This is a genomic window from Caldovatus sediminis, from assembly GCF_014644455.1.
In the GTDB taxonomy this organism is placed as follows: domain Bacteria; phylum Pseudomonadota; class Alphaproteobacteria; order Acetobacterales; family Acetobacteraceae; genus Caldovatus; species Caldovatus sediminis.
This window is the reverse complement of record NZ_BMKS01000001.1, coordinates 35,611-54,000: the sequence shown is the minus strand read 5'-3', so window position 1 is coordinate 54,000 and position 18,390 is coordinate 35,611. Positions and strand designations below refer to the sequence as shown.

Annotated in this window: 19 protein-coding genes; 6 read left to right on the top strand and 13 right to left on the bottom strand. The window is 75.0% G+C overall.

Annotated elements, in window-relative coordinates:
• Positions 1 to 12: 12 nt before the first annotated feature.
• Positions 13 to 1,248 (bottom strand): argininosuccinate synthase, encoded by a 1,236-nt coding sequence (locus IEX99_RS00270; protein WP_188897268.1) that lies wholly within the window; start codon positions 1,246 to 1,248, stop codon positions 13 to 15.
• Between the two features lie 328 nt (positions 1,249 to 1,576).
• Here IEX99_RS00270 and IEX99_RS00265 point away from each other — a divergent pair, with 328 nt between their 5' ends.
• Positions 1,577 to 2,581, top strand: coding sequence for a hypothetical protein (locus IEX99_RS00265; RefSeq protein WP_188897266.1), 1,005 nt, complete (start codon positions 1,577 to 1,579; stop codon positions 2,579 to 2,581).
• A 161-nt stretch (positions 2,582 to 2,742) separates the two neighbouring features.
• Here IEX99_RS00265 and IEX99_RS00260 read toward each other — a convergent pair whose 3' ends face one another.
• Both IEX99_RS00260 and IEX99_RS00255 read right to left on the bottom strand, forming a co-directional pair.
• Complete coding sequence (locus IEX99_RS00260) at positions 2,743 to 3,804, bottom strand: ABC transporter substrate-binding protein (protein WP_188897264.1); 1,062 nt, start codon at positions 3,802 to 3,804, stop codon at positions 2,743 to 2,745.
• A 136-nt stretch (positions 3,805 to 3,940) separates the two neighbouring features.
• On the bottom strand, positions 3,941 to 5,089 hold the full coding sequence (locus IEX99_RS00255) for an ABC transporter ATP-binding protein (protein ID WP_188897262.1): 1,149 nt from the start codon (positions 5,087 to 5,089) through the stop codon (positions 3,941 to 3,943).
• Positions 5,090 to 5,239: 150 nt separating this feature from the next.
• On the opposite strand from IEX99_RS00255, the gene IEX99_RS00250 reads away from it, so the two are divergent.
• From IEX99_RS00250 to IEX99_RS00240, 3 genes are all read left to right on the top strand, one after another.
• Positions 5,240 to 5,608, top strand: coding sequence for a DUF883 family protein (locus IEX99_RS00250; protein ID WP_188897260.1), 369 nt, complete (start codon positions 5,240 to 5,242; stop codon positions 5,606 to 5,608).
• Between the two features lie 62 nt (positions 5,609 to 5,670).
• A complete protein-coding gene (locus tag IEX99_RS00245) occupies positions 5,671 to 6,108 on the top strand; it encodes a hypothetical protein (protein WP_188897258.1) in 438 nt (145 codons plus the stop codon).
• Positions 6,109 to 6,156: 48 nt separating this feature from the next.
• Entirely contained in the window at positions 6,157 to 7,194 is a 1,038-nt protein-coding gene (locus tag IEX99_RS00240) for an enoyl-CoA hydratase/isomerase family protein (protein WP_188897256.1), read from the top strand.
• A gap of 13 nt (positions 7,195 to 7,207) precedes the next feature.
• On the opposite strand, the gene IEX99_RS00235 is transcribed toward IEX99_RS00240, so the two are convergent.
• From IEX99_RS00235 to IEX99_RS00225, 3 genes are all read right to left on the bottom strand, one after another.
• Positions 7,208 to 8,113 carry an EamA family transporter gene (locus IEX99_RS00235; RefSeq protein ID WP_188897255.1) on the bottom strand — a complete coding sequence of 302 codons (906 nt, stop codon included), beginning with the start codon at positions 8,111 to 8,113 and terminating at the stop codon, positions 7,208 to 7,210.
• Between the two features lie 201 nt (positions 8,114 to 8,314).
• Complete coding sequence (locus IEX99_RS00230) at positions 8,315 to 9,127, bottom strand: phosphodiesterase (protein ID WP_188897253.1); 813 nt, start codon at positions 9,125 to 9,127, stop codon at positions 8,315 to 8,317.
• Positions 9,128 to 9,162: 35 nt separating this feature from the next.
• On the bottom strand, positions 9,163 to 10,116 hold the full coding sequence (locus tag IEX99_RS00225) for a glycosyltransferase family 2 protein (protein WP_188897251.1): 954 nt from the start codon (positions 10,114 to 10,116) through the stop codon (positions 9,163 to 9,165).
• A 211-nt stretch (positions 10,117 to 10,327) separates the two neighbouring features.
• Here IEX99_RS00225 and hemA point away from each other — a divergent pair, with 211 nt between their 5' ends.
• A complete protein-coding gene (gene hemA / locus IEX99_RS00220) occupies positions 10,328 to 11,557 on the top strand; it encodes a 5-aminolevulinate synthase (protein ID WP_188897250.1) in 1,230 nt (409 codons plus the stop codon).
• 159 nt (positions 11,558 to 11,716) lie between these two features.
• Here hemA and IEX99_RS00215 read toward each other — a convergent pair whose 3' ends face one another.
• The 7 genes from IEX99_RS00215 to IEX99_RS00180 form a co-directional block, all read right to left on the bottom strand.
• Positions 11,717 to 12,118 (bottom strand): hypothetical protein, encoded by a 402-nt coding sequence (locus IEX99_RS00215; protein ID WP_188897248.1) that lies wholly within the window; start codon positions 12,116 to 12,118, stop codon positions 11,717 to 11,719.
• A 97-nt stretch (positions 12,119 to 12,215) separates the two neighbouring features.
• A complete protein-coding gene (locus IEX99_RS00210) occupies positions 12,216 to 12,893 on the bottom strand; it encodes a tyrosine-protein phosphatase (RefSeq protein ID WP_188897247.1) in 678 nt (225 codons plus the stop codon).
• A 200-nt stretch (positions 12,894 to 13,093) separates the two neighbouring features.
• On the bottom strand, positions 13,094 to 14,002 hold the full coding sequence (locus IEX99_RS00205; protein WP_188897246.1) for an S-methyl-5'-thioadenosine phosphorylase: 909 nt from the start codon (positions 14,000 to 14,002) through the stop codon (positions 13,094 to 13,096).
• Between the two features lie 497 nt (positions 14,003 to 14,499).
• Positions 14,500 to 14,982, bottom strand: a complete 483-nt coding sequence (locus IEX99_RS00200) for a DUF1579 domain-containing protein (protein ID WP_229677714.1) — start codon at positions 14,980 to 14,982, stop codon at positions 14,500 to 14,502.
• Positions 14,983 to 15,014: 32 nt separating this feature from the next.
• Entirely contained in the window at positions 15,015 to 15,953 is a 939-nt protein-coding gene (locus tag IEX99_RS22245) for an SRPBCC family protein (protein ID WP_229677713.1), read from the bottom strand.
• A gap of 82 nt (positions 15,954 to 16,035) precedes the next feature.
• The gene (locus IEX99_RS22240; protein WP_229677712.1) at positions 16,036 to 16,980 is read right to left on the bottom strand and encodes an SRPBCC domain-containing protein; all 945 of its coding nucleotides are present in this window, start codon (positions 16,978 to 16,980) and stop codon (positions 16,036 to 16,038) included.
• Positions 16,964 to 17,329 (bottom strand): ArsR/SmtB family transcription factor, encoded by a 366-nt coding sequence (locus tag IEX99_RS00180; protein WP_229677711.1) that lies wholly within the window; start codon positions 17,327 to 17,329, stop codon positions 16,964 to 16,966. Before IEX99_RS00180 ends, IEX99_RS22240 begins: the two co-directional genes overlap by 17 nt.
• A 210-nt stretch (positions 17,330 to 17,539) precedes the next feature.
• Between IEX99_RS00180 and IEX99_RS00175 the strand changes: the two genes are divergently transcribed.
• Entirely contained in the window at positions 17,540 to 18,268 is a 729-nt protein-coding gene (locus IEX99_RS00175) for an oxygen-binding di-iron domain-containing protein (RefSeq protein ID WP_188897244.1), read from the top strand.
• Positions 18,269 to 18,390: the final 122 nt, after the last annotated feature.

Here is an 18,390-nt window from a genome sequence, read left to right as displayed (position 1 = left end):
GCCCCCCGCGCCCTACAGCCCCCCGCCCTTCCGCCCCGCCATCGCCGCCAGCCGCAGCCGGAGCGCGTTCAGCCGGATGAAGCCCTGCGCGTCGAACTGGTCGTAGGCGCCCTGGTCCTCCTCGAAGGTGACGTGCTTCATCGAGTAGAGGCTGTTCGGCGAGCGCCGCCCGGTGACGATCACGTTGCCCTTGTAGAGCTTCAGCCGCACCGTGCCGGTCACGCTTCTCTGGCTCTCGTCCACCAGCGCCTGCAGCATCCGCCGCTCCGGCGAGAACCAGAAGCCGTAATAGACCAGCTCGGCGTATTTCGGCATCAGGCCGTCCTTGAGGTGCGCGGCCTCGCGGTCGAGGGTGATGCTCTCGATCGCGCGGTGCGCGACGTGCAGGATGGTGCCGCCCGGCGTCTCGTAGCAGCCGCGGGACTTCATGCCGACGAAGCGGTTCTCCACCAGGTCGAGCCGCCCGATGCCGTTGCGCCTGCCCAGCTCGTTCAGCCTGGTCAGCAGCGCGGCGGGGGAGAGGCGCTCGCCGTTCACCGCCACCGGATCGCCGCGCTCGAATTCCACGGTGATCTCCTCCGGTCGGTCGGGCGCGTCCTCGGGGCGGATGGTGCGCTGCCAGACGATCTCGTCCGGCTCCACCCAGGGGTCCTCGAGGATCTTCCCCTCGGAGGAGGAGTGCAGCAGGTTGGCGTCCACGCTGAACGGCGCCTCGCCGCGCTTGTCCTTGGCGATCGGGATCTGGTGCGCCTCGGCGAACTCGAGCAGCCTGGTGCGCGAGGTCAGGTCCCACTCCCGCCAGGGCGCGATCACCTTCACGTCGGGCTTCAGCGCGTAGTAGCTGAGCTCGAAGCGCACCTGGTCGTTGCCCTTGCCGGTCGCACCATGCGCCACGGCGTCGGCGCCGGTCCGCTCGGCGATCTCGATCTGGCGCTTGGCGATCAGCGGGCGGGCGATCGAGGTGCCGAGCAGGTAGAAGCCCTCGTAGAGGGCGTTGGCGCGGAACATCGGGAAGACGAAGTCGCGGACGAACTCCTCGCGGAGGTCGTCCACGAAGATGTTCTCCTCCCTGATGCCGAGGAGGCGCGCCTTCTCGCGCGCCGGCCCCAGCTCCTCGCCCTGGCCGAGATCGGCGGTGAAGGTGACGACCTCGCAGCGATAGGTGGTCTGCAGCCACTTCAGGATGACCGAGGTGTCGAGCCCGCCGGAGTAGGCGAGCACCACCTTCTTCACGTCCTTCACGCGCATGGCGAATCCCCAGGAACGGCGCCGGATCGGGCGGGGTGGGCCGGCGCTGCCGCGCGGGGACGGGGCGGCGCAGGCTCGGCCAAGGCCGGCGGGAGGCGCGGACCATGCCCTCGCGACCCTCTTGCCGCAAGCGGCCTGCCTATGGTTCCCTGCCTTTCAGGGACCTCACGCAATGTTCAATTACATTGTATCCGCTCTAATTGCGGCTGGGATCTCGCTGGCCGCACTTACCGGCCTGGGTCACGACGCGCCGCGCGCGGCCGAAACCGGTCCGCCCCTCGCCGCATCCGTCACCGCGCCGCCGCCGGCACAACCCGCGCCGGCGGCCATGGCCCCTGCCGCTGCGTCCGCCGACGTCGCCATCGCGGCCCTCCTGGATGCCAGCCGCGTCCCCTACCTGCCGCAGGAGGGGCGGGAGGACTACCGGCGCTTCCTGCTCCGCCCCCTGCCGCGCGCCTTCGCGGTCAGCCGCGAGGGCGCCTGGGGCTGGGCCTCCGGCATCGAGAGCGATCCGGAGCGGACCGCCGAGCGCGCCCTCGCCAATTGCCGGCGCTGGGGCGGCAGCGACTGCCGGCTTTACGCCCGCGACCTTGCCGTCCTGTGGCCGGGGCTCGAGGCCGTGGCGCCTGCGGTGCCGGACCGGCCCCTCGTCGCCGGGCCGGGCTATGCGGTGGTGCCCGACGCGCGCTTCCTCTGGCACGGTCCGCAGGCGGCCCGCGGCGCCTATGTCTGGGCCCATGGCCGGGCGCCGAACGGCATCGACAGCCGCGGCGCGCAGCCGCAGCCCCATGTCCGCCCCTTCAACCACGCCGGCTACGACGTCCTGCGCTTCGACCGCGACCCCGCCACCGACGAGACGGAGGCGGGCGCGGCTTGGCTGCGCGAGGCCCTCGCCTCGCTGCGCGCCCAGGGCTACCGGCGCATCGTGGTGGGCGGCCAGTCGCGCGGGGCGTGGAACGCGCTGCAGGCGCTCGACCGGCCGGGGCTGGCCGATGCGGTGGTCGCGATCGCGCCGGCCGCGCATGGTCCGACCGGCAGCCCGGCCCATGCCTGGGCGCTCGACGACCTCCGCCGCGTCGTCGCCGCGGCGCAGAACCCGAAGGCCCGCGTGGTCGTCGCCAACTTCGCGGACGATCCCTTCGACCCCGACCCCGAGCAGCGGGCCGCGATCTTCCGCGCCCTGTCGGGCCCGCGGGTCGGCGCGCTGCTCTTCCTCGACCGGCCGCAGGACTTCTCCGGCCACGGCGCCGGCGCCGACTGGCGGTTCACGCAGCGCTACGGCGCCTGCCTGCTGGACTTCGCGGAGGGGCGGACGACCCGCTGCGGCGGGTAGCGGTCGGTCCGGGGCGCTGCCGCAGTTCCGCGGCGGTGCCGGACCGTGGCGGGGCCGGACGCCGCTCCCGGACCCGACAGGGCCCTTTGCGTTCCGCTCCCCCGGCGCGGCCGCCGCCCCGCATGCCGCCGCGCGTCGGCGGCCGGCCGGGCGGCCGGCGGTCAGCCGCCGAGCCAGTCGTCGAAGCGGCGCGTCAGGACGTCGAGGTGCTCCAGCCAGAACCGGTCGCTGATCCACAGGCCCTGCTCGAGATGCGCCGTCGGCAGCCGCAGCGCGACATGCGGCGGCAACCGCTCGTCCGCCCCGCGCGCGGTCACGCCGTAGGGAATGCGCGGCGGCAGCTCGGCCTGCACCTCCGGGCGCCCGGCGAAGCGCAGGAACTCCAGCGCTCGCGCCCGGTTCGGGCTGTCCCGCATCACCACCCAGGAGTCCATCGCCATCAGGTGGCCGGTCCAGAGCAGGCCGAGGTCACGCCCGCCCTCGGCGGCGTTCGCGGCCCAGATCCGGCCGTTGTCGGCGACGCTCAGCGCGACCTCGCCGCTTGCCAGCCAGCGCGGCGGCTGCGAGCCGCGCTCCCACCAGACCAGCTCGGACCGGATCGAATCGAGGCGCGCGAAGGCGCGGTCCACGCCCTCGCCGGCGCGGAGCAGGGGATAGACCTCCCCCGGCGCGACGCCGTCGGCGAGCAGCGCGATCTCCAGCGTCGTCTTCGGCCCGCGCCGGAAGGCGCGCTTGCCGGGAATCCGGCGGATGTCGAACAGGTCGGCCCAGCCGCGCGGCGCGGCCGCCTCGGCCAGCCGGGTCCGGTCCCAGGCGAGCACGACGCTGTAGAGCACTGCGCCCACCCCGTGGGTATGCACGGCCTGGGGGATGTAGGCGTCGCGGCCCCCGATCGCTTCCCAGTCGAGCGGCTCGAACAGGCCCTCGGCGGTGCCGATCAGGAGCTCCTCGCCCTCCACCTGCACGAGGTCCCAGGTGCTGGTGCCCGAGGCGGCGCGCTGGCGCAGCGCGGCGATGCCGCCGTCCCACGTCTCCTCCAGGATGCGGGTCTGGGTCCGTTGCGCGAAGGGACGGAAATAGGCCTCGCGCTGCGCGTCCTGGTAGGCGCCGCCCCGGGAGACGATCGTCAGGTCGCGCGTCTGCGCCTCCGCGCGCCGCGCGCCCGCTCCCGCGGCGAGCGCGGCAGCCCCGCCGCCCAGCGCGAGCCTTCTCCGCCCCAGCATCGGTCCTGCTTCTTCGCCTCCCGCTTGCGGCGCATCCTAGAGCAGATCGCGGACGGCTGGAACCGGCCGGAAGCGCGGATCTGCGCGACCAACGGCGAGCCGGGGCCGCCGCGGCGCGCGGCCGGGCGAGAGCGGCCTAGCCCGAAGGTTCCTCGATCCGGAAGGCGCGCGCGTTCGCGGCGTGCCAGGCGACCGAGACATGCGTGCCGGGCGGCGGCGGGGGCGGGCCCATCGCCGGTCGCTTCGCGACGATCTCCCCGCGGTCGCCGAGCGAGACCTTCAGCCGCACATGGTCGCCGAGGAAGATGCTCTCCATCACCACCGCCGCCAGCGCGCCGCCCTCCTCGCCGAACTCGCGCGCCGGGACGGCGGCGATCGCCACCCGCTCCGGCCGCACCGCGACCACGCAGCGCGTGCCCGGACCGCCGGCGTCGGCGACCCGCGCCTCCACCTCCAGCCCGACGTCGAGGCGGACGCGGCACTCGTCGTGCTCCTCGCCCGGCCCGATCACGGTGCCCGGGAGCAGGTTGTTCTCGCCCACGAAGCCCGCGACGAAGGCGTTGCCCGGCTCCTCGTAGAGCGTGCGCGGCGCGGCGAGCTGGCGGATCCGCCCGCCCTCGAACACCGCGATCCGGTCGGAGAGGGTCATCGCCTCCTGCTGGTCGTGGGTGACGTAGAGCATCGTCACCCGCAGCCGCCGCTGCAGCGCGCGCAGCTCGAGCTGCATCTCCTCGCGCAGGCTCTTGTCGAGCGCGCCGAGCGGCTCGTCGAGCAGCACGATCGGCGGCTCGAACACCAGCGCGCGGGCGAGCGCCACGCGCTGCTGCTGCCCGCCGGAGAGCTGGCTCGGGCGCCGGTCGCCATAGCCCTCGAGCCGCACCAGCGAGAGGGCGCGCCGGACCCGCGCGGCCCGCTCGGAGCGGCGCACGCCGCGCACCTCCAGCGGGAAGGCGATGTTCTCGGCCACCGTCATGTGCGGGAACAGCGCGTAGCTCTGGAACACCACGCCGATGCCGCGGCGGTGCGGCGGCAGGCCCGCGATGTCGCGGCCCTCGAGCAGGATGCGCCCGGCGGTCGGCCGCTCGAACCCGGCCAGCATCATCAGCGTGGTGGTCTTGCCCGAGCCCGAGGGGCCGAGCAGGGTCAACAGCTCGCCCCGCTCCACCGCGAGATCGAGCTCCCGCACGGCCGGCGGCGCCGGCGGCGGCGCATACTCCTTGCGCACGCCCTCGAACCGTACCAACGTCGCCGCCGCCGATTCCGCCTCCGGCCTCGTTCCGGCCATCCCCGCCCCCCGGTCGCGGCGCGCAAGCTCCCCCCCGCGCCGCCGGCGCGTCAAGCGGGTTGCGCCGGCCGGCAGGCGGACAAGGAGGAACCGGGGGCGGGAGAGCCGCGTTGACCGGGCAACGTTGCCCGCAGGGAAGGAGTGCGCGCCATGTCCCAGAACACCGGATCTTCCAGCACCGCCGCCGGAATGCGCGAGGACATGCGCGAGCTGAAGGGCGAGGCCGCGGCCTCCGCCGAACGCCTGGCCGAGGACGCGCGCGAGGAGCTGGCGCGGCTGCGCGCCCAGGTCGAGAAGCTGATGCAGGAGCGCGTCACCCCGGCCCTCGCCGGCGCCGCCGAGACGGTGGAGGACTACGCCGCCCGCGCGCGCGACCGGATCGAACGTCAGGCCGACGCGCTCTCCTCGACGGTGCGGGAGCGGCCGCTGCTCGCGGTGGGCGTCGCGGCGCTCGCCGGCTTCCTGATCGGGCGGCTGACGGGCGGCACCACCTACGTCTATTCCTCGGACCGGCGCTGAACGCGCCCGCGCACGTGCGCACGCGCGGAACGGATCCGGCCACGCGGGAAGGGGGGTGAACGATGCGGCTCTTCCGCCTGCTTCGGCTCGCCGCGGAGGCGGAGGGGCTGCACCTGCGGCGCATGGGCCGCGGCTACGCGATCCAGGCCGGCCTCGGCGCGGCGGCGGCGCTGTTCGGCCTGATGCTGGTCGTCATGCTGCACCTCGCGGCCTGGGCGGCGCTGAACACGCCGGAGCGCGGCGCGGCGTGGGCGGCGCTGATCGTCGCCGGGGGCGATCTGGTGCTGCTCGCGCTGTTCGGCTTCCTCGCCCGCCGCCGGCCCTACGACCCGATCGAGGTCGAGGCGCTGCGCGTGCGCCGCGACGCGATGCAGGAGGTCACGGAGACGGGCGCGCGGATGCTCGCGCTCGTGCCGCTGCTGCGCAGCCAGAGCGCGAAGAAGGGCCTGATCGGCGCGGCCCTGACCGCCGTGGTGATCGGGTTGCTCTCCCGCAGGTGAGCGGCTAACCGCCTCTCCGGAGACTTCGCCCGAGGGGAGAGCGCGCGCGTGTCCGATACCGCCACGACCGAACCGAGCGTGATCGCCCGCCGCGAGGGCGCGGCGGGGACCATCCTGATGAACCGGCCGCGGGCGCTGAACGCGCTCGACCTCGGCATGGTGCGCGCCCTCGCCGAGGTGATCGCCGCCTGGCGCGACGATCCCGCGGTGCGGCTCGTGGTGCTGGAGGGCGCCGGCGGCCGCGCCTTCTGCGCCGGCGGCGACGTGCGGCGCATCCGCGAGCTGGCGCTGGCCGGCGACGCCGCCGGGGTCGAGGCCTTCTTCGCCACCGAGTACGGCGTGAACGGCGCCATCGCCCGCTTCGGCAAGCCCTGGGTGTCGCTGATCGACGGCGTCTGCATGGGCGGCGGGATCGGCGTCTCGGTGCACGGCAGCCACCGCGTCGTGACCGAGCACGCGCTGCTCGCCATGCCGGAGACGGCGATCTGCCTGTTCCCGGACGTCGGCACCTCCTACGTGCTGCCGCGGCTGCCCGGGAAGATCGGGCTGTGGCTGGCGCTGACCGGCGCGCGCCTCCGGGGCGGAGAGGCGGTGCATGCCGGCCTCGCCACCCACTACGTGCCGCGCGAGAGGCTGCCCGCCCTGCGCGCGGCGCTGGTCGCCGAGGGCGAGGCCGACGCCGTGGTCGCGCGCTTCGCCGAGCCGCCGCCCCCGCCCTCCTTCGCCCCGCACCGCGAGGCGATGGACCGCTGCTTCGGCGCCGGCTCCGTGCCGGCGATCCTCGCCGCGCTCGAGCGCGAGGGCACGGACTGGGCGCGCGAGCAGCTCGCCACGCTCCGCCGCATGTCGCCGACCGCGATGTTCGTCGCCCACGAGCTGCTGCGCCGCGGCGCCGGGCTGACGCTGGAGCAGTGCCTGGAGCTGGAGCTGGCGCTGACCCGCACCATCACGCGCCATCCGGACTTCGCCGAGGGCGTGCGCAGCGTGCTGGTGGACAAGGACAACGCGCCGCGCTGGACGCCGCCCACCGTCGAGGAGGTGGACCCGGCGGCGATCGCCGCGCTGTTCCCGCCCGAGAGGGGCTGACCCGCGCCCGCCGTCAGCGCCCGAGCAGCACCAGCACCACGCCCGCGACCACCGTCAGCGCGCCGAGGATGTCGGTGCGCGTCGGCGATTCGCGCAGGTACCAGCGGCTGAAGGCGAGGGTGAACAGGATCTCCACCTGGCCCACCGCGCGCACCATCGCCACCGGCGCCAGCGCGAAGCCGGTGAACCAGCAGGCCGAGCCGCAGGCGGAGAGCGCGCCGGCCTGCGCGCTGGTGCGCCAGGTGGCGACGACGGCGCGGAGCTGGTCCGGCTCGCGCCAGAGCAGGTAGCCGCCCTGCATCAGCGTCTGCATGACGTTGGTCACGACCAGCGACTGCAGCGCGTTCAGCACCAGCTCCGTCCCGCCCAGCGCGTGGTTCGCCCCCTTGATGCAGACCGCGGTGAAGGCGAAGCAGAAGCCCGAGCCGAGGCCGAACAGCGCCGCCGGCTGCACCGTGGCGCGCAAGATCTCGCGCAGCCCCTGCGTCCGCCCGGCGAGGGAGAGGTAGAGCGTGCCGGCGACGCAGACCCCGATGCCGGCCCAGGCCAGCGCCGAGAGCTCCTCGCCGAGCAGGAGCAGCGCGATGAACGCGCCCTGCGCCGCCTCGGTCTTGGCGTAGGCGGTGCCGACGGCGAAGCCGCGCGGCCCGAAGGCCATGATCAGCAGGTTGGTGCCGAGGATCTGGAGGATGCCGGCGCCGGCGCACCAGAGCAGGAACTCCGCGCCCATCGGCCGCGGCGCGGCCTCGAACAGCGCGAGGTAGAGGAGGAAGATGGCGAGGCCGACCGGCACGCCGTAGAGGTAGCGCACCACCCCCGCGGCGTTGACCGAGAGCTGGCCGCGCAGGCGCTGCTGCAGCGCGGTGCGCCAGGTCTGGAACAGGGCGGCGGCGAGCGTCGCCGCGAGCCAGAGCGGCATCAGCCGGACCTCGCGGCGCGCCGCGGACGCTCGGCGCGCCGGGCTTTCTCTGCTGCGATGCGAGGCGTTCGTCCCACGCGGCAGCGCGCGGCGGATGGCGTCGGCATGGCGTGGCGGTGCGGCAGTCCCCCTCGGCCGCGCAGCATGGCGCGGAGCGCGGGATCGCGCCAGGGCGGCCTCGCGCCGGGCTGCGGTCGCGGCCTAGAGGTGGAACCGGGCCGTGGCGTCGAGGAAGTCGTGCATGTGCACCGCCACCTCCTCCGCGCTCGCCCGCACCAGCGCGTAGGCCGGCGGCTCGTGGCTGCCCGGCACCTTCGTCCGCTCCGCCAGGTCGAGCGCGACCTGATGGCTCGTCCCGCGCAGCGAGGAGAAGGGGATGCCGCGCCAGGATCCGGCGAAGGGCCGGTGCAGGTGGCCGTGGAACATGTGGCGGATGCGCGCGCGGTGCGGCGCGAGCACCTCCCACAGCGCCTCGGCGTCGCGCAGCGGGATCCGATCCATGCCGGCGATGCCGGACCGCGCCGGCGGGTGGTGCAGAGCGAGGAACACCGGCGCGTCGTTCGCCTCGGCCAGCCGCTCCGCGAGCCATGCGAGCCGCCGCGCGCAGAGCGCGCCTGCCGCGGTCCCCGGCTCGTGCGTGTCGAGGAGCAGGAAGCGCCCGACCGGCGTGGCGAAGGCGCTCTGCACGAAGCCGTGCCGGTCCGCCGGCACTCTGGGGAAGGCGGCACGGAACGCCGCGCGGTCGTCATGGTTGCCGAGCAGCAGGTGCACCGGCATCGGCAGCGGCGCGAGGATCTCGCGCAGCAGCGCGTAGGACTCCGCCGAGCCGTGGTGCGCCAGGTCGCCGGTGAGCAGTGCGAACGCCGCCGGCGCCGGCCCGTCCGGGCCGTGACGCGCGACGATGTCCGCCACCGCCGCGCGCAGCCGTTCCGCGGGGTCGAGGCCGTAGAGGCGCTGCCCCGGCGGGACCAGATGCGGGTCCGTCAGGTGCAGGAAACTGAGGGGTTCCGTCATCCTCGCCTGGCCCTTGTCCCTTTTGCTCGCCCCGCTCACTCGCCCCAGCGCCGGGGCCGGCATGGTCCGCCGCCGCGCCCCAGCCCCGCGATCCAGGCGAGCGTCGCCGCGCCGCCCGCGAGGTCGGCGAGCAGCTTGCCGCCCTGCGCGGTCGCCGCGTGCCCCAGCGCCTTGCCCGCGTGCCGCCCGAGCCGCCGCAGCGCCTCCGCCCGCGCCGCCGCCGCGCCGGCATGCTTCGCCGTGAAGCGCAGGCGCGAGCGCGCCATGTGGAACGCCTTGCGCCAGGCGAGGCGCGCGGAGGGCCTGGAGGAACGCCCGCCCGCATGCACCACCGCCGCCCCGGGCACCAGCACCACGCTCCGCCCGCGCGCCGCCGCCTGCGCGCAGAGGTCGTCGTCCTCGTAGTAGAGGAAGAACCCCTCGTCGAAGCGCAGCCAGGCGGCGGCGTCGGCGCGCCGGAGCAGCATCGCCGCGCCGGAGACGTAGCCGGCGCAGATCGGCCCCTCCGGCCAGGGCTCGGCGTCGCGCCGCCGGGGCAGCAGGGGCCGGCGGTGCGGCGCGGCGTTCCAGGAGCGCACCGGCCGGCCCCCGGGATGCGCCGCATCGGGGGCCGTGCGCAGCGCGGGGGCGAGGATCGCGGCCTCCGGGAAGCGGTCCGCCGCCGCGACGAGGGCGGCGATCGCCGGCGCCGAGAGCCGCACGTCGGGATTGGCGAGCAGGGCGAACTCCGTCTCGACGGCGTCGAGGCCGAGATTGCAGCCGGCGCCGAAGCCGCGGTTCGCCGGGGCGCGCAGCAGCCGCACCGCGTCCCGGCCGGAGGCGGCCACCGCCTCCGCCGTGCCGTCGGCGCTGGCATTGTCCACCACGACCACGCGCAGCCCGTCCGGGCAGGCGGCGAGGAAGCCGCCGATCACCGCGGCGCTGTCGTGCGTGACCGTCACCGCCGTCACGCGCCGGAGCGCGGCGGCGACCGCGGCGGCGTCCTCCATCGTCCCCTGCCTTCCGCCCCGTGCGTGAAATCACGCCCGGGCGCGGGAGCGCAAGGGGCGGCGTCCCGGACCGGGAACCCGCCGCGCGGCTTGATCCAGGTCAACGCGATCGCCGACCGGAGGGTGTCCGAATGCGGCCATGGACGGCGGCGCCACTGGATCGCGGACCCCTCGTGTGCCATTAGCCGCGGCGCTCTTGTCGCCGCGCGCCATGGACACCCGCACCACGCTCCTCGCCCACGCCCGCGACAGCCTCGACGGGCTGCGCCGCGAGGGCCGCTACCGCGAATTCGCGCGCCTGGAGAGGATCGCCGGGCGCTTCCCGCGCTACCGTTGGCATCCGCCGGGCGGCGAGGCGCCGCGCGAGGTCACGGTCTGGTCCTCCAACGACTACCTCGGCATGGGCACCCACCCCGCGGTGCTGGCGGCGGCGGAGGCGGCGCTGCGCGCGCACGGCGCCGGGGCGGGGGGCACGCGCAACATCTCCGGCACCTCGCCGCTGCACGCGGCGTTGGAGGCCGAACTGGCCGCGCTGCACGGCAAGGAGGCGGCGCTGCTGTTCGGCAGCGGCTACGTGGCGAACCAGGCGGCGCTCTCGGCGCTGCTCTCGGCGCTGCCCGGCTTCCACGTCTTCTCCGACGCCAAGAACCACAACAGCATGATCGCCGGCATGCGCGGCGCCCCCGCGGCGCGGCACATCTGGCGGCACAACGACCTCGCCGACCTCGAGGCCAAGCTGCGCGCCGCGCCGGCGGAGGCGCCGAAGCTGATCGCCTTCGAGAGCGTCTACTCGATGGACGGCGACATCGCCCCGATCGGCGCGATCTGCGACCTCGCCGAGCGCCACGGCGCGATCACCTACTGCGACGAGGTGCACGCCGTCGGCCTCTACGGCGCCACGGGCGGCGGGATCACGGAGCGCGACGGCGTCGCGCACCGCGTGGACGTCATCGAGGGCACGCTCGCCAAGGCCTTCGGCGTGCACGGCGGCTACGTCGCGGGCGACGCGGCGCTGGTGGACTACATCCGCTCCACCGCCGGCGGGCTGATCTTCACCACCGCCCTGCCGCCGCACGTCGTCGCCGCCGCGCTGGCGAGCGTGCGGCTGCTGCGCGCCGATCCCGCGCCGCGCGCGCGGCTCGCCGAGCGCGCGGCGGCGCTGAAGGCGGCGCTCGACGCCGCCGGCCTGCCGCGGATGCCGAGCGCGAGCCACATCGTCCCGCTCCGGATCGGCGAGGCGGCGCTCTGCCGCGAGGTGGCGCGCCGCCTGCTCGCCGAGCACGCCGTCTACGCCACGCCGATCAACTACCCGACCGTGCCGCGCGGCGAGGAGCGGCTGCGCCTCTGCGCCACGCCGCTGCACACGGACGCGATGATGGCGGAGCTGGTCGCGGCGCTGCGCGCCGTGCTGCCGCGCGCTGCCGGGGCGCGCGCGGCGTAGCCTTCGCCGCGCCCGGCGCCGCAATGCTGGCGACATCACCCGGCAAGCGATGCCGTGCCCCGCGCGGCCCGCCACCGATGCGGCGAAGCCTGGCGGACCGGAGGTTTGCGCCGGCCTGCGAGGGGGCGGCCGATGGGTCGGCACCGGCCGCCAGCGGCGTCAGTCCACCGCGATCCCCGAGTTGGTGATGATCACGTTGCGCAGGGCGCAGACGTTGACGCCGTAGCGCTCGGCCGTGTGGCCGTTCACCCAGGTGGCGCGGAAATCGTAGTTGCCGGTGTTCGCAGCCCGGAAAAGCATGGCCTGACCGGGCGGCAGCATGCTCGCCCCGAGCTGATCGGCTCCCCAGCCGCTCAGGCTGGAGTGGCTGAACTGCAGGTTCCGCACCGTCATCGTCGAGCGGTTGACCACCCGGAACCGCGTGTCGCAGGCCGGCGCCACGACCTGCCGGGTTGCCGGCGGGGCGACGACGACCTGCTGCGGTTGCGGCTGCGCGCAGCCCGCGCCGGCGAGGCCCCCCGCGGCGAGGACGAGCACGGGGAAGGTGCGGCGAAGCGGCATTCGGCGGCCCGGATCCATTACTGCGGGGGAGGAATGTTACCCGCCGCCCCCGATCGCGCAACCTCGGCGTGCGGCGCGCCCGGCCGCGCCATCGCCGTCACTCGCGCCGCAGCACGCCGTCCACCAGCCGGTCCGCCCACGCGCGCGAGGCGTGGGCGCGGCGCAGCGCCTCCTCGTCGTAGTCCTCGCGCACCCAGTCGAGGAACGGCTTCGGCCCGCGCTCGCGCAGGTGCGCGGCGTAGAGCGCGAAGAACGCATCGAGCACGCCGGTCCGGCTCTGCCGGACATGGCCGAAGCGCAGCGAGAGCTGCGCCATCGCCGCTTCCACCGGCCGGCCCTGCAGGAGCAGCCAGATCCCCGCCGCGAGGCCGGTGCGGTCGGCGCCCGACTTGCAGTGGATCAGCGCCGGCTCCGCCATCGTCCGGTAGATCTCCGCGAGCCGCAGAACGCGCTCGCGGTGCGGGGCGCCGCGGCTCTCGAACGGCGCGTCGAAATGCGCGAGGCCGAGCGCCGCCGCCTCCCAGCGCCCGAGCCGGTCGGAGCCGCACTCCGCGCGCTCTCCGCGCAGGTTGATCACCGTGCGCAGCCCGAAGCGCCGCGCCGCCTGGCGGAGCTGCCAGGGCAGGGGATGGTTGGAGCGGTACAGGCGTCCGCCCTCCACCACGCCCCAGTTGCGCCAGGAGATGCGCAGCAGCGCGTGGTCCACGAGCAGGCTGTTCAGCCAGGCGGCGCGGCGCTGGGACGGGACGGGCGGCGACGGCGGCGGGACGGTCATCGGCGGGCGAGGGCTGCATAGGCGCCGCGGCGGCGGAACGCCAGCGGCCGCCGGGAACGGCCGGCCTCCGGCCGCCTTGCTCGGGCTCGCTCCGGAGGAGAGGCGAGGCGAGGACGCCGCAAGCCGAGATCCCGTCCGCGGTCCCGGCGGCCAGCGGAACCCGGAGCCGGGCGCGCCGGCCGGCCCGCCGCGGCGCCGTGTCAGCCGCCGCCTGCTCCCCCGAACACCCGCCCGGCGACGGCGTCGAGCTTCGCGAGCAGCGCCGGATCGCGCTTCTCCGGCGCGGTGACGATGGCGCTCTCCAGCGCCCGGTCGCAGCCCTGCGGGCAGGGGCCGCGCGGCGCCGCGCCGAGCATCGGCACCACCGCGCGGACCAGCGCGCGCGCCTTGTCGGCGTTGGCGGACAGCACCTTCACCACCTGCTCCACCGTCACCGCGTCGTGCTCCGGGTGCCAGCAGTCGAAGTCCGTCACCATCGCCACCGTCGCGTAGCAGAGCTCCGCCTCGCGGGCGAGCTTGGCCTCCGGCATGTTGGTCATGCCGATGACGTCGCAGCGCCAGGAGCGGTAGAGCTCGCTCTCCGCCCTGGTGCTGAACTGCGGCCCCTCCATCACGAGGTAGGTGCCGCCGCGCGTCGCCGGCAGGCCGAGCCCCCGCGCCGCGCTCTCCAGCGCGTCGCCGAGGCGGGCGCAGACCGGGTGCGCCATCGAGACATGCGCGACGCAGCCGGGGCCGAAGAAGCTCTTCTCGCGCGCGAAGGTGCGGTCGATGAACTGGTCCACGATCACGAAGTGCCCGGGCGGCAGCTCCTCGCGCAGCGAGCCGACGGCGGAGAGCGAGATCACCTCCGTGCAGCCGGCGCGCTTCAGCGCGGCGATGTTGGCGCGGTAGTTGAGCGCCGAGGGCGGCGTCGGGTGCCCCCGCCCGTGGCGCGGCAGGAACACGCAGCGCACGCCGGCGAGCCGCCCGAACAGCAGCGCGTCGGAGGGATCGCCCCACCCCGTCTCGACGCGGCGCCATTCCCGCTCCTCCAGCCCGTCGATGTCGTAGAGGCCGGAGCCGCCGATCAGGCCGATCACGGGTTCGATGCGGGGGCTGGTCTGGTCCATGGGCGGCGGGCTCCGCGGCGCGGATGGTGGGGCAGGGGCCTGGCGATCCTGGCGGTCGTGTCCGGGCGCCCGGCGCCGAGGCGCGGTGGCAGACCGCCTCGACCCGGGTGCCGTCGGGACCGAGCAGGAAGGCCGCCTAGTAATGCGGATGGCGGGCTGCGCGAAGCCCCGGCGGGCCGCCGTCATGTTCTCCGGCGGCGGCACGGCGGCGCGGGCGGCGTCCACGGCCGCGCCGCGCGGTGCGCGGGAAGAGGTTGCCTCCGCCTCCCCGACTGCGCCTGCCACGGTCCCGCAGCCGCGGCAGCCGGCGATCGGCCGGATCGGGCGGGCGCGGCCCCTCCGGGGTCATGCCGCCGCGGCATGATCGGCTTGGTCCGGGGGCGAGGCGGAAGACCGGGTCGCGCCGCGGCGGCGCGCCCCTGGCGGGAAGATCCTGCGCGCCGGCCGCGCAGCCCGCCGGGCGGCCGCGCGCGCCGCGAGCGGGACCAGCCGGTGGCCTACCCTTTGGCCCGGTGATAGCGGGCCGTCATCAGCACGTGCCAGCGCCCGTCATCGCCGAGCCGGCGGCCGGTCAGCAGGCGATGGTCGTCGTCCTCGAGGATGATGACGTCCTGGTACCTCGCGTGCTTGCCCTCCGCGGTGAAGTCGGGGCCCTCGGTGTCGAGCGTCAGCACCTTCCCGGCCGCATCCAGCGCGCCGTCATACACCCAGAGATGCGTCATCATGGAGCCGGCCCAGCTGCCGACGAACCGCCCCCGCCGCGGATCGAAGCCGAGCGTCAGCAGCATCGTCGCCGGGCCGCCGCCGGGCATCTCGCCCCGGCCTTCCGCCACCACCCAGAGGCCGCCGAGCGTGCGCACGGTTTCCGTCCCCGACGATTTCGACATCGGCTGTCCGGGCCCCATGGTGCACTCGACCTCGTAGCGCCACGCGCCGACGAGCTGCCGGAGCCAGCGGTGCTCGGCTTGCGGTTCGGCCATCATCGCGTCTTCTCCCCGGTGCGATGGTTGCGTCAGGCGTCGCCGACGGCGACGCGCGCCGCCAGCCGCTCGAGCGATTCCGTCCATCCGCGGCGGTGGCGGGTCGCGGTGTCGGCGTCGGCGAAGCGGTCGTGGAGCAGCGTGATCTCGGTGCCGTCCACCACCGGCCGGAAGGTGACGGTCACGCGCGAGACCCGCTCCGGCGTGCTGGCCCAAGCCCAGCTGAAGACCAGCCGCCGCTCCGGCTCGACCTCGGCGTAGGTGCCGGAGACCTCGTGCCGCTGGCCGCTGCCGGCCTCGACCAGCACCACGCGGAAGCGCCCGCCGACGCGCGGATCGAGTTCCGCGCGCTCGACGCGGGTGTGGTGCGGACCCCACCACTGCGCGAGCATCTCCGGCCGCGTCCAGGCGCGGTAGACCAGCGCCGGGCTCGCCCGGAAGCGGCGCACCAGGACCAGGCTCGGCTCCTCGGCCGCGCGACCCGTCGCTGCCGTCGTGGCGAGGCGTTGCAGGCTCTCGTTCCAGCCCTGCGCCATCCCCCGCAGATACGGTTCCGCGCCGGGCGCGGCGCGGATGACGCTCGCCTGCAGCGTCAGCCGCGTGCGCCCGCCGCCCTTCGCCTCGGCGAGGGTGACGCGCGTCAGCACTTCGAGGATGGTCCGGCCCGCCTCGTCCTCCAGGGCCATGGTGAGGACCAGCCGCTCCGGCTCCAAGATCTCGCGGACGAGGCCGCGGTGCGGGTGGGTGCTGCCGTCCGGCCCGCGCATGTGGATGCGGATCGCGCCGGCAGGCCGCGGATCCAGCTCGCAGACCGGATTGCTGAAGCCATGCGGGCCCCACCACTGCGCCAGCCGCACGGAATCGGTCCACGCCCGGAAGACGACCTCGCGCGGTGCGTCGAACTCGCGGGTGAGGACCAGGTCGCGGTCGATGGCGCCGGATCCCGCGGAGGCGGGGTTTGCTGTCGTCATGGGGCAGACTCGTCCGCTTGTGTGTCGCGAGGTCGGGCGTGCCGCCGTCGGCCCGCCCGCCGGCGGATCGGCTGGCCGCGTATCAGGCCGCCTTTTCCGGCGCCGCGTTGAGCATCCAGCGGTGGCCGAAGGGATCGACGAGCGCCGCGAAACGCGCGCCCCAGAATTGGTCCGACGGCTCCATCACGCTCGTCGCGCCGGCTTCGATGGCGCGGCGGTAGGTGGCGTCCACCTCGGCCGGCGAAGCCAGGTCGAGCACGACCCCGACCGGCGGCTGCTGCCCGTTGACGGGCGCGGAGACGCCGCACTGTTCCGGGAACTCGTCGCTCAGGAACAGGCTGCCGCCGCTGATGCTCAGCGCCGCGTGCATCAGGCGCTTGCCGTCCTGCGCCGGCAGGCGCATCTGCTCGACCGCGCCGAACGCCTTCGCGTAGAAGGCGATCGCCTCGGCGGCGCCGCGGACGGTCAGATAGGGGATCACCGCCTGGGACTTCATGCTTCCGCTCCCCTCCAGATGGTCCGCGAACCGGTCGAAGGTCCCGCTCCAGCCCTGCCGCAGGGACGCATGCGCGGCTTCGAAGGTCTTCCGCTCCGCCTCCGTCGCTTCGTGCGGCACGGCGCGCAGCGTGATCGTCGTCCGCCCGTCCTGCTCGGCGAAGGTCGCGATCGAGAGCGTCTCCAGCGGCCACTCGGCGCTCCACGGGTTGCGGACCGTGTTGCCGGCCTCGTCGGCGAAGGAGGCGAGGAAGACAAGGCGTTCCGGCCGGACGATCTCGCGATGCACCCACTTGCCCCACAGCGTCGGGCCGTTGTTGGGCATGCGCATGCCGTAGTGGAAGGTACCGCCGGGGCGGAGGTCGTTCCTGCAGGACAGCATGGTGCAGCCCTTCGGCCCCCACCACCGCATCAGGTGCGCGCACTCCGTCCACGCCGCGAACACCTGCTCGCGCGGCGCGTCGAAGGTGCGGCTGACGGCGAACTCCCCCGCCGCCGCCGCGGCGGCGTCGCTGTTACCGCGGTTCCCCATCGTCCTTCTTCCCCGCTTGCAGGCGTTGCAGATAGGTGTCGAGGCGGTCCAGGCTCTCGTCCCAGAAGCGGCGGTAGTGCTCGACCCATTCCGCCGCTTCCTTGAGCGGTGCGGCATTCAGGCGGCAGGGGCGCCACTGCGCCGCGCGGCCGCGCGTGATCAGACCAGCGCGCTCCAGCACCTTCAGGTGCTTGGAGACGGCCGGCAGGCTCATCGCGAATGGCTCGGCCAGTTCGGTGACCGAGGTCTCGCCCTGGGCGAGGCGGGCGAGGATGGCGCGCCGCGTCGGGTCGGCGAGGGCTGCGAAGGTGCGGCTGAGGCGATCGGCCGGGACCAAGTTATATACCAAGTGGTTAAAAAACCTTATGGTTAAATACAGGCCGGAGGCCCGGCCGTCAACGCCGTTCCGCAAGGACGACGCGGCCGGCCCGCGACTCGCCGGCCGCGCGCAGCCGGCGCAACGCGCGAAACCCGATCCGACACACGGCGGCAGCGCCTGCCGTGCATGATGCCGGTCCCGCCGCCGCGCCCCGGCGGCGCCTTCGGACAGGTGCGCCCCATGCGGACACGGATCGACGAGATCGCCGCCGGCCTCTATCGGCTTTCGACCTTCGTGCCGGAGGTCGCCGCGCCGGCCGGCTTCACCTTCAATCAATTCCTCGTCGCCGGCGCCGAGCCGCTGCTGTTCCACACCGGCCTGCGCCGCATGTTCCCCGCGGTGCGCGAGGCGGTCGCGCGCATCGTGCCGCCCGAGCGGCTGCGCTGGATCGCCTTCGGCCACTACGAGGCCGACGAGTGCGGCGCGATGAACGAATGGCTCGCGATCGCCCCGCGCGCCGAGGTCGCGCACGGCACGATCGCCTGCCTGGTGACGCTGAACGACGTCGCCGACCGCGCGCCGCGCATCCTCGCCGACGGCGAGGTGCTCGACATCGGCGGCAGGCGCCTGCGCTACCTCGACACGCCGCACGTCCCGCACGGCTGGGACGCGGGGGTGATGTTCGAGGAGACGACGGGCACGCTGCTCTGCGGCGACCTCTTCACCCATGCCGGCGACGGCCCGGCGCTGACGCGGGACGACATCCTCGGCCCCTCCATCGCGGCGGAGGACCTGTTCGGCTACAGCAGCCTCAGCCCCGGGATGGGGCGCACGATCCGCCGCCTCGCGGCGCTCGCGCCGCGGACGCTGGCGACGATGCACGGCTCCTCCTTCGCCGGCGACGGCGCGGCGGCGCTGGAGGGGCTGGCGGCGGAGTACGACCGGCGCCTGCGCGCCGCGACGCCCTGAGGACCGGGATCGGCGGGCGGGGATTTCCGGCCCGCGCAGGCCGTCCGCCCGCGGCACGGGCCGCGCCCAGCCCCGCGTCCCGCCGCGCCCGCGCGGCCTGGCGATCCCCCGGATCCTGGCCG

What these genes read in the sequence shown, in the direction of transcription:
- IEX99_RS22245 (WP_229677713.1), bottom strand. Translation starts at nt 15,953, where the DNA reads ATGACGACAGCAAACCCCGCCTCCGCGGGATCCGGCGCCATCGACCGC.
- IEX99_RS22240 (WP_229677712.1), bottom strand. Translation starts at nt 16,980, where the DNA reads ATGGGGAACCGCGGTAACAGCGACGCCGCCGCGGCGGCGGCGGGGGAG.
- IEX99_RS00270 (WP_188897268.1), bottom strand. Translation starts at nt 1,248, where the DNA reads ATGCGCGTGAAGGACGTGAAGAAGGTGGTGCTCGCCTACTCCGGCGGG.
- IEX99_RS00205 (WP_188897246.1), bottom strand. Translation starts at nt 14,002, where the DNA reads ATGGACCAGACCAGCCCCCGCATCGAACCCGTGATCGGCCTGATCGGC.
- IEX99_RS00265 (WP_188897266.1), top strand. Translation starts at nt 1,577, where the DNA reads ATGGCCCCTGCCGCTGCGTCCGCCGACGTCGCCATCGCGGCCCTCCTG.
- IEX99_RS00175 (WP_188897244.1), top strand. Translation starts at nt 17,540, where the DNA reads ATGCGGACACGGATCGACGAGATCGCCGCCGGCCTCTATCGGCTTTCG.
- IEX99_RS00210 (WP_188897247.1), bottom strand. Translation starts at nt 12,893, where the DNA reads ATGACCGTCCCGCCGCCGTCGCCGCCCGTCCCGTCCCAGCGCCGCGCC.
- IEX99_RS00215 (WP_188897248.1), bottom strand. Translation starts at nt 12,118, where the DNA reads ATGCCGCTTCGCCGCACCTTCCCCGTGCTCGTCCTCGCCGCGGGGGGC.
- IEX99_RS00225 (WP_188897251.1), bottom strand. Translation starts at nt 10,116, where the DNA reads ATGGAGGACGCCGCCGCGGTCGCCGCCGCGCTCCGGCGCGTGACGGCG.
- IEX99_RS00260 (WP_188897264.1), bottom strand. Translation starts at nt 3,804, where the DNA reads ATGCTGGGGCGGAGAAGGCTCGCGCTGGGCGGCGGGGCTGCCGCGCTC.
- IEX99_RS00235 (WP_188897255.1), bottom strand. Translation starts at nt 8,113, where the DNA reads ATGCCGCTCTGGCTCGCGGCGACGCTCGCCGCCGCCCTGTTCCAGACC.
- IEX99_RS00200 (WP_229677714.1), bottom strand. Translation starts at nt 14,982, where the DNA reads ATGGCCGAACCGCAAGCCGAGCACCGCTGGCTCCGGCAGCTCGTCGGC.
- hemA (WP_188897250.1), top strand. Translation starts at nt 10,328, where the DNA reads ATGGACACCCGCACCACGCTCCTCGCCCACGCCCGCGACAGCCTCGAC.
- IEX99_RS00255 (WP_188897262.1), bottom strand. Translation starts at nt 5,089, where the DNA reads ATGGCCGGAACGAGGCCGGAGGCGGAATCGGCGGCGGCGACGTTGGTA.
- IEX99_RS00245 (WP_188897258.1), top strand. Translation starts at nt 5,671, where the DNA reads ATGCGGCTCTTCCGCCTGCTTCGGCTCGCCGCGGAGGCGGAGGGGCTG.
- IEX99_RS00250 (WP_188897260.1), top strand. Translation starts at nt 5,240, where the DNA reads ATGTCCCAGAACACCGGATCTTCCAGCACCGCCGCCGGAATGCGCGAG.
- IEX99_RS00230 (WP_188897253.1), bottom strand. Translation starts at nt 9,127, where the DNA reads ATGACGGAACCCCTCAGTTTCCTGCACCTGACGGACCCGCATCTGGTC.